The sequence below is a fragment of the Bacillus sp. BR3(2024) genome, from assembly GCF_039134555.1.
Classification (GTDB): Bacteria; Bacillota; Bacilli; order Bacillales; family Bacillaceae_G; genus Bacillus_A; species Bacillus_A cereus.
The window spans coordinates 522,882-535,394 of record NZ_CP152438.1; the positions used below are offsets into that span (position 1 = coordinate 522,882).

Here is a 12,513-nt window from a genome sequence, read left to right on the forward strand (position 1 = left end):
CATGTTGGGTGATATGTATAAAAGTAAATGGAAAAGTACCTAAACCCTTGATATATAAAGGATTAGAGTGGAAATAGTAGGGTATTTAGGGAAAGGATACCGCAAACATGTTGCATCTTATGTATGTAACTTACTCAAAATATGAGAAAAATAGCTTAAAAACTTTAAAATGACATGATTTTTTTAAAATTACTTAGTTGAGAAATAAATTATACTGTTGCAAGTTGAAAGAAATAGGGAAAGGATACCGCAAACATGTTGCAAGTTGATTGAAAATAGGGAAAAGAAAGAGCAACCGTGTTGCAAGTTGAGAAATATAAGGCAAACAAAGCGCAAAAGAAGTGTAGGAAGTAGAAATAGGGAAAAGAAAGAGCAACTGTGTTGCAAGTTGAAGAATTAAGGAAAACAAGGCGCAAAAGAAGTGTAGGAAGTAGAAATAGGGAAAAGAAAGAGCAACCGTGTTGCAAGTTGAGAAATATAAGGCAAACAAAGCGCAAAAGAAGTGTAGGAAGTAGAAATAGGGAAAAGAAAGAGCAACCGTGTTGCAAGTTGAGAAATATAAGGCAAACAAAGCGCAAAAGAAGTGTAGGAAGTAGAAATAGGGAAAAGAAAGAGTAACCATGTTGCAAGTTGAAGAATTAAGGAAAGCAAGGTGCAAAAGAAATGTAGGAAGTAGAAATAGGGAAAAGAAAGAGCAACCGTGTTGCAAGTTAAAGAGTTAAGGAAAGCAAAGCGCAAAAAGTGTGCAAGTTGAAAGAAATAGGTAAGAGAAAGAGCAACCTGTTGCAAGTTGAAGAATTAAGGAAAGCAAGGCGCAAAAGAGATGTAGGAAGTAGAAATAGGGAAAAGAAAGAGCAGCATGTTGCAAGTTGAGAAATATAAGGCAAACAAAGCGCAAAAGAAGTGTAGGAAGTAGAAATAGGGAAAAGAAAGAGCAACCATGTTGCAAGTTAAAGAGTTAAGGCAAACAAAGCGCAAAGGGAATGTAAGTAGAAATAGGTAAGAGGAAGAACAACCTGTTGCAAGTTGAGAAATATAAGGCAAACAAAGCGCAAAGGGAATGTAAGTAGAAATAGGTAAGAGAAAGAGCAACTGTTGCAAGTTGAGGAGTTAAGGAAAGCAAGGCGCAAAAGAAATGCAGTAAGTAGAAATAGGGAAAGAAAGAAACAAAAATTTGTAAATATCTGTTACAATAAATTAAATATAATAGTGGTTAAGATTTTTATACTGAGAATTATTTTATTGTGATCCATGGTTTAGGGAGGAAAAGAAAGTGGATAACCTATTACAAATGTTTCGAGATGCGTTGTTAATCTCTGAGCCAATTTATAAAACTAACGAGCAAGTATGGAATAAGTGGAATGCATACTTTAAAGATGTTGAAAACAATAATAATAAAGTACTCACATCACCCCATGCTTCTCCATCATTTACTGCATTAGTATCTTGGTTAGAGAAAAAGCAAGAGTCCGGAATTACATTAGTACAAATTTATGCCAAAATTGATTCCTATAAGGAAGAAATATATAAAGAAATTGAAGGATTTATAGACAAAGAATTTCAAAATGTAGCATCTTCAAGTTCCATAATAGTAGAAAATGATCAAAGTATAGAAGAGACAAGCATAGTAAACCATGAGGATTATTATGAGGTAAATAACTCTGCTGTTTATTATAAGCTAAGAGATGGGATTGCAAAAAATCAATTTGAAGAGGACGAATTGAGTAAAGTTTTACAATATCCTATTGAAACAAAATCTTCTACTGGTGTAGCTCAGCTTTCTTCACACAAAGATGAAGACTTAAGACTTACCAATATAGAAGAAGCAGCTCGATGGAATACCCTTGTAGATGACGTAATGAGTAATATGGATGATTTAACGGCAGATTGCTTAGATGCAATCACAATACAGTGGATCAATGAAGCAAAATCTCCAGATGATTTTATCGACTTTTCTTATGAACAAGTTTTAGAAATGTGTAACATTCCAAAAACAGTTGTTAAAAATAAAGAATACTATAGAGCGGAAGATAAAATTAAGATAGCAAAGAGAATTGCAGCTTTAGCAAGTATTTTTATCTATTTAAATGATGATAATGAAGTCGTTGTATTAAATGACCGTGATGATGATGGAGAACGTTTAGAATTAAAGCGTGAAGTTATCAAAAGATTATTTGTATTAGATTCAGTTGTTTTATGGAGACATAGTGTTACTAATGAATACATGGGCATTGAATCTTGTCGTATTAAGCCGGGTAGCTTTTTAACTAATTATTTGTATGGATCAAATAATACAACAGCCCTATTGTCTAAAAAAGCACTTGAATACAATAGTTATAGACACAAATATCATAAAAGATTAATTCGATACTTAACATGGCAATGGAGAATTAGACAAATGTATTCATCATTGAAAAAGCCATATTCTATAGGTGGAGACAAAGGACTACTAGCAGTAATGGATATCCCAAAAGATTGGAAGCCGAATCGTATTAGAGAACAGTTAGAAAATGTTCTAATGGATTTAGAAAATGAAAAAGTAATCTCTCATTGGGAGTATAGTGATCCACTGGATGAACAACAAATTGGGAAACGTAATTGGTTTAAAAATTATTACACTAACTTAGGAATAACGATTTTACCACCTGAAGAAATGCTACAGTCAATGGATAGGGTAATAGGAAAGAAGAGTATAGAGGAACCACAAGAGCAGTTACCCGAAGTAACAGTTGTTAAAGAAATAAAGAAGACTGTAGAATCAGTCGAACAAATAGAGAAAAAGATCCGTGACCAAATACTGAAAGTACACAATGAAAAAAAGGTAAGCATTCGTGAAATAGCAGATGAAATGAGTATTTCTCCATCGACATTATCTAGATTTTGTAATTATAAAACAAAACGTTTATCTAAAAAGGCGTTAGAAAAGTTAACGAAATGGTGTGAAAGACAAGAAATATTAGAAAAGATGTAACATAGACTAAATATTTCTTTTAATAATATTCAAATTAAAAATACACATACATTATGTATGTGTATTTTACTTATTATTACTAATAAGAGTCTGAATTTTCTTTATTTATGGCGGTTTTGGCAGGTGAAGATCCTACCGAAAAGTCATTATAGTTATGCTGTTTAATCCACTGCAATTAAATTTCTTGTCTTATCGATATGGTTCAGTAACATACGATACTCTTCTTCATACATAGTTATACGTTGTAGAAGAGATTGATTCTCTGTTTCTAAATCTTCAATTTGATTTTGTAACTTTGTCAATTCATTCACATCTTTATAAGTTTGTAGAAAGAGAATAATATCATCTAATGTAATAGACAAAGAGTTTTTTTCTATTTGTGATGGGGAGAAGGGAATGTTGTTTCCCATTTTTCGGTCTTGTTTTGCTTGTTGTATTTCTTCTTGGTATTGTTTTCTCACATATGAATTCCAACGAAATCCACAAGCTGCAGGTGTTCTAGCTAGTAGTTTTGCTACTTCTTTGAATGCAGCTAACTGTGTTCCACCGTTACGAATATTCTGAAGTACTGTTGATGCGAGAAGTAAATCGTTATCATCAGTCCAGGAATCTTGTCTTGAGATTACCACGTTTTAACCCCCCTTATATGTTTTATATTATATATATGCAATTACTCAAAATGATAGAAGTTCAATTTCTCTTGAAATAATTGGGAGTCAGTTGGTAGAAGTATGTATGACTTTACATGCAAAATTGCATTTAAGGTTGACTATTCCATGAGGTGTAACTATACTAGTTACAGTAATGCGACTGAATTAATAAAGTTGTTGGTATGAATTGGTTGTATTAATGATGTATAAACAAATATTAAAGAATGAATGGAGTTGAAAATATAGTCCTACATATAAAACGTTTGTATAAAAAGAAATTAGGTAATATACATTTTTTTATAAGTATATATAAATAAAAAAGAGGTGTGCGTTTTGAAAATTTTTAAGGGAATTCTAGTTTCTTCAATTGCATTAACAGCATTTAATGGGGTGGGCGGACTACTCCCAAATGAAAAATCAGAAGTTGCTTATGCAGCTACTTACAATTATTCAAATAAGCAATTGAATTCTACTGTACATAAGCAAGTTACTAAACAATTAATTTTGAAATTTAAAAATGAAGCGAATTTACCATATCAGGATGGAATAGAAAAATTCATTAAAGAAGAAAAACAAGATCCTGAATTAATTGGAATTTTAGCTGAATATCCAAATGTAACTATAAATCGACTTTTTAATTCTTTAAATCCTAAAGAAATTAAAAATCTTGGTAAAGAAATAAAAGATTCCGATCAAATTTCTTCTAATTTGTTAAACTATTATATTGTAGAAACTCAAGATGATATTGATGTACAAGCATTACTTACAAAAATTGAAAAATCATCTCTTGTTGAAACGGCGTATTTACAGGAAGAAGAGGCGCCACCAGCAGAGCGTTTGCCAAATTTATCTGTTAATCCATATGATGAGCCTAGACTTACAAGACAAGGTTACCTTGAACCAGCACCATTAGGGATTAATGCACCTTATGCCTGGAGCATAAAAGGTGGAGATGGAAAAGGAACTACTTTCGTAGATATGGAGTATGGGTGGTTATTTAATCATGAGGATTTAGTGAATCAAAAGATTGAATTAATATCTGGACAGAATAAAAGCGAGCACCATGATCATGGTACCTCAGTCTTAGGAATTGTTTCGGCAGAGGATAATAACATAGGTGGAATTGGAATCGCACCGAAAGCTAAGGTAAAGGTTGTATCCCAGATTAGGGATAACGGAAATTATAATACAGCTGATGCTATTTTAAGTGCGGTTAACAATATGCAAGCTGGAGATATTCTTTTACTAGAGGCACAAGCAACTTACGATGGATATGGAGATAAGAACTATTTTCCTGTGGAAGTAAAACCAGACATATTTGATGCAATTCGTATGGGAACAAATAAGGGAATTATTATTATTGAAGCAGGTGCAAACGGCGGAAATGACTTGGATCAATTTAGAGACCGTAATGGTAAACAAGTTTTAAATCGTAATAGTCCTGATTTTAAAGATTCAGGGGCAATTATGGTTGGGGCAGCTTCTGCAAGGGTTCCTCATAAGCGTTCATATTTCTCTAATTATGGTAGTAGAGTGGATGTGTATGGATGGGGGAATGCAGTAGATACTACAGATGCTAAACCAAGTGAATTTATAACAAATCTATATACATCTAGTTTTGCTGGAACATCTAGTGCATCGCCTATTATTGCTGGTGCTGCAGCATCAATTCAAGGAATTGCAAAAAATAATCAGGGGAGAGTATATACACCAAGACAGCTTAGGGCTATTTTAAGTGATTCTAGCACCGGAACGAAATCCAATGATCCAACTTCTGATAAAATTGGTGTTTTACCTGACTTAAAAGCTATTTTATCTAAACTTGGTTTTTCACCAAACTTAGGTAATGATTCTTCCATTGTATTTCCTGAGGAACAAGAAATAAATAAAGGAAATAAGGGAAATGAAGGATCTACTATTACATTCCCGAAAGAAGATACCGCTAATAGTGAAGAGGACTCTAGCATTATTTTCCCAGAATAATAGAAATACCTCCTATTAAGCATGGGGCAAAATAGTTTACTCAATAAGAACAAAGGATATGAATTCAATAGAAATATGAATTTATATCCTTTTTATTTTAAGCTGTTTTTAATACCTTACAAAAACGTAATGTTAGCGTAATGGAAATGAATTTTGGCAGCCAATAGATTAGGATATAATTTTTGTGAGAAAAGATATGAGGTGAATAATATGAAACGAATAGTGTTTATGTGTAGCGTTTTTGTGATGTTTACTGTGTTGTTATCCGGGTGTAATTTAAATCGTCTTGGTACAGATACATATTATGTGCAAATTACCAAGGATGGTGAAAAATTAAAAGAGAAAAATGTAAATGGAGATACGACTTACGAATATAAATTACTTGGATTTGATAAGGATGGTAAAGAGAAAGAAATGGAGTTTACAGCGTTAAAAAACCTTCGTAAAGAAGCGTTTTTACGTATATATTACTCTGAGAAAAAAGGTGTGAAATCTTGGGAAGAAGTTAAAAAAGACGAACTCCCTACAAAGGTAAAAGAAAAATTAAAGGTGGATTAATATCTTTGTTAGAGCAATATATCCTCAAACTATTAGAATGATATTGTGAAATAGGCTAAAGTTGTTTAGAGTTGTTAAAGTAAGAGGCTGACAGTTATTGTCAGTCTTTTACTTTTGCACGAAGAAAATATAAAAGGCATTTAACAGACAAACGTTGGATTATTAACAATTATTTATGATCCAAAGCCACAATATATCTACCCCTGAACTATAATAATTTTAGGTCAGAAATAAGCTTCTGATTTTGTGAGGAGTTAAGTACTAAAAAAGCTTAATTTTGTTTACGTATTTATAGTCGTTTAAAGGATTTATGATTGGTTATGATATAATAAAATTCAAGTACAATAAGGGGGATTAATTAAATGATTTTTCAAAGCATGATAACAGCTATTATAGAAAAATTACAAGAGACGGTGAATCCCTATTGGATAATTGTGTTTGGATCAACGGCTGAGAACAGAGAACGAGAAGATAGTGATATTGATATAGCTTATGTAAGTGACACAACATTGGGGAACTATGAACGTTTTTTATTAGCACAGGAGTTAGCTAACATTGTTCAGAGAGATGTTGATTTAGTTGATTTATCCGAAGCTTCTACAGTTTTTCAAGCTCAGATTATACATACAGGAAAGACAATATTTTGTTCGGATGAAAAACGTAAGGTTATTTTTGAAATGAAAACCTTAAAAATGTATTCAAAATTGAATGAAGAACGACAGGTAGTATTTGATGATATAAAGAAAAGAGGTTCTATATATGAAGAATGAGGTTATTTTAAATAAAATTTCTACAATAGAGCGTTGTATAAAAAGAATCCAAGATGTGTATGGAAATGATCCTGAAAATTTAGAGGACTTTACAAAACAAGATTCAATAATATTGAATATACAAAGAGCTTGTGAAGCGAGTATTGATTTAGCAATGCATATTGTTGCTGGGAAAAAATTAGGACTACCCCAATCTAGTCGAGAGGCTTTTGATTTATTGGTTACAGCAGGATTACTTAGCGCTGATCTAGCAAATAAGTTAAAGGCGATGGTTGGATTTCGTAATATTGCTGTTCATGATTATCAAAGTGTAAATTTAGATATTGTTCGTCAAATTATTGAAAAACATTTAACTGATTTTAAACTATTTACAAAAGAAGTAATGGGGATATTGGAATTTTAGGCAAAAGAGCAGAATAATAGGGCTAAGAAAGAAAGTAATTCTATGATTCCCAAACCAGCTATTGAAACAATCACTTAATTTCGTAAGAAGAAACGTGGTCATAAGATGAATTTGTTTATGTTGTAGTGAGGCTTTGCATGAGATGTGTGTAGATAAATAGTAGGGAAAATATCCATATACAATTTTATCAACAAATAAGTAAATATTTTCAAAACTAATTTTTATACATATAATGTATACCCAAAACAAAAAAGTTTCCAAAAGGAAACTTTTTTGTTTTGGGTAAATTTATAGCGTTTAATTAATATACAGTTTTTGAAAAAAATGATGACTCATGTCAAATTATCTTCATTTACACGAACATGAACGTAGTATAAAAATGAAGCATATCCAAAATAATTAAAGGGGCTGAAAAAATGATTAAAAAACTTATTATTAGTTCTATTGCTTTAGGTGCAACAATAGGAGTGAGCAAACCTACATTTGCTGCTACAATACATTCTCCATCACAGTTTAAAGAAACTCGAAATGTTCATGTGCAATCCCTATATTCTCCATGGCAGTATTTAGGGCAAACTTCAAGGGAACTTCAAATTAAAAGTAAGGATCCAAAAGTACTAGCTTTTGAACTAGCAAAAGAAGCACCATTTTACGAAGAAGAATTAGTAGACATATGTTCTGAAATTCTAGATGCAAATGTAGATGTTGTATATTGGACAAGTAAGGAATGGGTTAGATTTGAAGAAGGAAATTATGAATTTAAACATGAAATTAAAATTTTTAGAGATAAAGAACGTCAGCAATTAATTACGACACTAGAATCTTAGTTCTTTTACAAAAAAGAAGCTATCTTTAGTATGCTATTCTCCCCTCATAGTAAATAGGAAAAAGAAAACACATTAACCTATTTATTATGGAGGGGATTTTTCTATGGGGTAAATTAGAATTACTTGCTATACAAAATGAAAGGAAAAGGGAGTGGGTTTATACTTAAAAGAAGATATAAAACTGTTAAGAAAGAAATAGACATTTATTATCCAATTGTAAGACGTTAAATGAAATGATTCGAAACTTTAGGTACTAAAGAACTAGAAGAAGAACGTGGGAAAGCAAAAGGGTTATGTTTAGGTAGAATGAAACCTAAAGGTTCGGGTACTAAGACTAAACGATTGGAAGAAGAGGATGGGATGTTAGAAAAATGAAGGAAAGTATGTTGCGAAAGTAAAACTTTTAGGATAATGCACATAAAAAAGACTTCTTCAGCTATCTTAAGTCCGCAAATATATACAATGTTATAATCATCAAAGATTTCAAGAGAAATTAAATAACCTGAGTCCATACAAATATAGACTCAGGTGGCTTAGCTGCGCTTTGAAAATCCTGTCTACCTGAAAGGGCCTTCTCTTTTTATTCTTCAAATAAACAAACTGAAAAAAGATTATTTAGAAGTATTAGTGAATTAACCTCTCTTTAATTCTTATTTCGTGTCTCTTACCTTTAACAAGTACAAACATAACTCATTAATCTATAGCATCTTTAAAATATTTATAAATTTGATGCTATAAAAGCAATAGAATTATGTAATAAGTGAATCAAAAAAACAACCCAAAAAGCAGACATGGTAACCTGATATTTTTCATTCTTTTTTGTATATACCCAATAAGCATAGTTATATAAAAGTCCAATTATCGTTGTACCAACTATATAAGTGATTCCATATGGATGATTTAATCCAAATATAATTGAAGCTATTAAAATGATAAGGTAATCGCGATTTTTAATGTAAGGAATCCAACTTAATAGCCAAAATAAAAATACTTGAAAAATTACTGTTTCATATATAGGTGCCGCTAATACCCCTAATAAAACTTGAAGAATAAGGGGTGCTTCTGTTATTGGGTTTTTTTGTATTTCAGGTAAGAATAGATCTAATGGTATTACGAATAAAAATGATCCTAATAAAATAAGAAAAACAAAAGAAATGGTAGGCAAAGCAAACATAAATCTATTCATTTTTTTTAGCATATATATTTCTCCTATAATCTTTTATTACATCTATACAAAAAGTAATAAATAATTGAGTCTCTTTTTGTTTGATATGCTTTCGTCTACTGTTGATGAAAATCGTTCTTTAATTGGATTCTTGGCTTATATGTAGGTATAGCGATAAAGTAGGGATGTTTTAACACTATATTGTTAACATCAAAATATTAAAGAGCTAAGTGAGATATTAAGGTCATACCAATTTTATGATGAATACAATATCAAGCCCGTTAAGGAAATATGCTGTATAGGGCACGCTTGTACTAATTATTTTACTATATGAATATTTAAGTGCATATAGTTTTGGAGGAGTATGTATTTTTGCATTTTTTAATACAAAAGTTTTTTATTAAAAATTTACTTACTGCGCTAACTCATATGAATTTAAGACAATTGAAGGGTAAAGGCCAAAAGAGTCCAAGTTTAGATTGTACAGGTAAATATTATAATGTTATAGAAAAATAAGGAAAAAAGTTATAAAATAGGAGATTGAATTAAACTTTCAGATTTTATTGTTCTGCAAGATAAAAATAACTAAAGATGAGGCTCTTAAAAATTCTTATCTTTAGTTAAAACTAACAATATTATAAAAAATCTTCGCTGAAGGTACTGCAACAAATCTAATTTGAAAATCTTTAGGAGATAAATATGGAATTTTAAATATTCTTAGTCGTCTATTAAACATTATAGCAATTATTATAGACAAATCCTTTAATATCATCGATTTAGAAGAAATCAGTACAAATAGAAAAGGTGAAGTGGTAGAAGTATTACGTCTTCCTTTTAATAGATTTCCAGGAGCAGCTGGACATATAAAAAATGCAATTGTAAATGAAAAAAATTGGAACGTTTGGTTGAACGATTAGTATGCTATTTTAAAGTTTAAATTAATAACAGAAAGAGAACCTTTTAATATGTTACTACTTTGTTTTTGTATTGTTGAAAATAAGAAAGGAGAAATCAATGAAAAAATATTGGCATAAGCTATCGTTGCTTCAAAAAAATGTATTACTAACGGTATTAGTAATTCTAACGCTTGTAGGAAGTATGGGGTTGTTAAGTTTTAACATGTTTCAAAATAGTATGATGTCTATATTTGAAAGGCAGTCTTTTGAAACAGGAGAGACAATAATAAATCAATTAGATCTAGAAATAGTAAGAGATGTAGCAAAAGACCCCACAGCTCAAAGAGTGAAGAAAGAAAAATTGACGGAGCAATTAGATAAATCTATAAAAGATATGAAAAGTGTTGGACAAACATATGTTACAGGAGCCAAGCTAAGTGAAAAAGCTGAATTACAAATAGTAGCTCTGGATACAGAATTAGCAAATACTGTTTCTGTAAAACCAGGTGAATACTATGAGCAGCCTACTTATTGGATGAAAACATATGATAAAGTAATACAAACAAAACAGGCACAAATGACAGAAGTGTATGAAGATGAATTAGGGTTCTGGGTAACAATTTTAGAGCCAGTTACAGATGAAAATAAAAATATAATTGCAATTGTTGCAGCGGATTTGGAAGCTTCTATTATTCCTCTTACAAAGAAAAACTTTATGATACAAGGTTTACTATTTATTATAATTTCATTAACTATCGCAATTACAATTCAAATATTTATCTCACGAAACTCTCTATTGCCTTTAAAGGATTTACAAGAAGGGTTACGTAAAGTTGGTGAAGGGGATTTAAGTATTAAATTGAATGAAAGATCTGATGATATAGGGATAACTAATATATATTTTAATAACACTATTCAAAAGTTTAATAGGATTATAGATAAAGTAAGGCAGACTGCTGAACAGGTTTCGACATCTTCACAGGAATTGTCGGTAAGTACAAAAGAGAATAGCATAGCCTTTAAAGAAATTGCAAGTGCTATTACAGGATTAAATTTAGGAGCACATTCTCATGAATATGTAGTGCAAAAATGTTTAGAGATTATTCAAGAAATGGAAAGTAAGATGAAAGAAATTAAAGGAGCTGCAAAACAAGTTGGCAATGCTTTGGAAGACATGGAACAGCATTCTGTAGAGGGAAAAGATTTGATTAAGCAAATCGTGAATCAAATGAAAAGAATCCAAGATACAGTTCAGGATGTACCTTCTAGTATTTATGCATTCGAAGCACGATCTAAGGAAATTCATGAAATTCTTACTGTAATTACAACCATTTCTAATCAAACAAATTCATTAGCTTTAAATGCTTCTACTGAATCCTCATGTGCTGGAGAGATGGGGGAAGAATTTTCAGGTGTTGCGGACGAGGTACGTATATTAGCGGAAAGAACCGAGGCATCTGCAAGGGATATAGCTAAATTAATTGGTGAAACCCAGGCTGAAGCAGAGAGAGCTGTAAGATCCATACAGAAGAGTTCAAAGGAAGTAGAATTAGGAATAACACTTGTTCAAAGTAGTGGTGCATTCTTTGAAAAGATTTCAGAATCTGCACAATCTGTTACAAATCAAATTAAAGCGACTTCGAATCATTCAAGTGACATTCTAAAAAATAATCAAACTATTGTTCAGTTTATAAATGAATTATCACACATTGCAAATACATATGTGAATAGCAGTAGTAATGTGGGGACAAGTATGAAAGAGCAAGAACTATATGTACAAGATATTGCAGAGTTAGCAAATTCTTTAAATTGGCTCTCGCAAGAGTTACAGGGGTTAATAGGGGAATTTAAAAGTAAGTAGGATAGAAGAAGGTAAAGGTATAGGGTATGACCTATACCTTTATTTATTCCCACATAAGGGATGAAAGCTTAGGTATATATGTAAAATAGCTAAACGAAAAATTTTTTTGCATATTTTGTTGGAAATAGAGCATGATATTACCAAATTCAACGGAGGTGTTTAAAAAATGCAAATTCGCGAAAATAATAATTCAAACGAAATCTTAATAGCAGCTGCAGCAAGTGCAATTGAACAAATGAAATATGAAATTGCTCAGGAGTTTGGTGTTACACTTGGACCGGATTCAACTGCACGAGCAAATGGTTCAGTAGGTGGAGAAATTACAAAACGTTTAGTTCGTATGGCGCAAGAGCAGCTATCTGGTCAATATAAAATTCACTAAAACTAAAGGTATATCCCATTGAAGGGATATACCTTTTTAATTTGTTT

At 31.3% G+C, this 12,513-nt stretch carries 10 protein-coding genes; 8 read left to right on the plus strand and 2 right to left on the minus strand.

Going from position 1 to position 12,513, the window contains the following annotated elements; genetic code table 11:
- The first annotated feature begins 1,273 nt into the window (after positions 1 to 1,273).
- On the plus strand, positions 1,274 to 2,971 hold the full coding sequence (locus V7S45_RS29910) for a hypothetical protein (protein WP_088346544.1): 1,698 nt from the start codon (positions 1,274 to 1,276) through the stop codon (positions 2,969 to 2,971).
- A 161-nt stretch (positions 2,972 to 3,132) separates the two neighbouring features.
- On the opposite strand, the gene V7S45_RS29915 is transcribed toward V7S45_RS29910, so the two are convergent.
- Complete coding sequence (locus V7S45_RS29915) at positions 3,133 to 3,600, minus strand: RsfA family transcriptional regulator (protein ID WP_000237075.1); 468 nt, start codon at positions 3,598 to 3,600, stop codon at positions 3,133 to 3,135.
- 354 nt (positions 3,601 to 3,954) lie between these two features.
- Between V7S45_RS29915 and V7S45_RS29920 the strand changes: the two genes are divergently transcribed.
- The 5 genes from V7S45_RS29920 to V7S45_RS29940 all read left to right on the plus strand — a co-directional run bounded on the left by V7S45_RS29920 (position 3,955) and on the right by V7S45_RS29940 (position 8,162).
- Positions 3,955 to 5,604: a S8 family peptidase gene (locus tag V7S45_RS29920; protein ID WP_242278745.1), complete on the plus strand. Its 1,650-nt coding sequence runs from the start codon at positions 3,955 to 3,957 to the stop codon at positions 5,602 to 5,604.
- Between the two features lie 210 nt (positions 5,605 to 5,814).
- Positions 5,815 to 6,162 (plus strand): YxeA family protein, encoded by a 348-nt coding sequence (locus V7S45_RS29925; RefSeq protein WP_025688475.1) that lies wholly within the window; start codon positions 5,815 to 5,817, stop codon positions 6,160 to 6,162.
- 362 nt (positions 6,163 to 6,524) lie between these two features.
- Complete coding sequence (locus V7S45_RS29930) at positions 6,525 to 6,932, plus strand: nucleotidyltransferase domain-containing protein (protein ID WP_000577229.1); 408 nt, start codon at positions 6,525 to 6,527, stop codon at positions 6,930 to 6,932.
- The gene (locus V7S45_RS29935; RefSeq protein ID WP_000787540.1) at positions 6,922 to 7,335 is read left to right on the plus strand and encodes a DUF86 domain-containing protein; all 414 of its coding nucleotides are present in this window, start codon (positions 6,922 to 6,924) and stop codon (positions 7,333 to 7,335) included. The genes V7S45_RS29930 and V7S45_RS29935 overlap by 11 nt, the downstream gene beginning before the upstream one ends.
- Positions 7,336 to 7,751: 416 nt before the next feature.
- The gene (locus V7S45_RS29940; protein ID WP_000592191.1) at positions 7,752 to 8,162 is read left to right on the plus strand and encodes a hypothetical protein; all 411 of its coding nucleotides are present in this window, start codon (positions 7,752 to 7,754) and stop codon (positions 8,160 to 8,162) included.
- Positions 8,163 to 8,880: 718 nt separating this feature from the next.
- Here the strand turns inward: V7S45_RS29940 and V7S45_RS29945 are convergent.
- Entirely contained in the window at positions 8,881 to 9,360 is a 480-nt protein-coding gene (locus V7S45_RS29945; RefSeq protein WP_088346538.1) for a CPBP family intramembrane glutamic endopeptidase, read from the minus strand.
- Between the two features lie 981 nt (positions 9,361 to 10,341).
- Between V7S45_RS29945 and V7S45_RS29950 the strand changes: the two genes are divergently transcribed.
- On the plus strand, positions 10,342 to 12,084 hold the full coding sequence (locus V7S45_RS29950) for a methyl-accepting chemotaxis protein (RefSeq protein ID WP_088346536.1): 1,743 nt from the start codon (positions 10,342 to 10,344) through the stop codon (positions 12,082 to 12,084).
- Positions 12,085 to 12,250: 166 nt separating this feature from the next.
- Positions 12,251 to 12,466, plus strand: a complete 216-nt coding sequence (locus V7S45_RS29955; protein WP_001167047.1) for an alpha/beta-type small acid-soluble spore protein — start codon at positions 12,251 to 12,253, stop codon at positions 12,464 to 12,466.
- Positions 12,467 to 12,513 lie beyond the last annotated feature (47 nt).

What these genes read in the sequence shown, in the direction of transcription:
- V7S45_RS29930 (WP_000577229.1), top strand. Translation starts at nt 6,525, where the DNA reads ATGATTTTTCAAAGCATGATAACAGCTATTATAGAAAAATTACAAGAG.
- V7S45_RS29940 (WP_000592191.1), top strand. Translation starts at nt 7,752, where the DNA reads ATGATTAAAAAACTTATTATTAGTTCTATTGCTTTAGGTGCAACAATA.
- V7S45_RS29950 (WP_088346536.1), top strand. Translation starts at nt 10,342, where the DNA reads ATGAAAAAATATTGGCATAAGCTATCGTTGCTTCAAAAAAATGTATTA.
- V7S45_RS29955 (WP_001167047.1), top strand. Translation starts at nt 12,251, where the DNA reads ATGCAAATTCGCGAAAATAATAATTCAAACGAAATCTTAATAGCAGCT.
- V7S45_RS29945 (WP_088346538.1), bottom strand. Translation starts at nt 9,360, where the DNA reads ATGCTAAAAAAAATGAATAGATTTATGTTTGCTTTGCCTACCATTTCT.
- V7S45_RS29925 (WP_025688475.1), top strand. Translation starts at nt 5,815, where the DNA reads ATGAAACGAATAGTGTTTATGTGTAGCGTTTTTGTGATGTTTACTGTG.
- V7S45_RS29935 (WP_000787540.1), top strand. Translation starts at nt 6,922, where the DNA reads ATGAAGAATGAGGTTATTTTAAATAAAATTTCTACAATAGAGCGTTGT.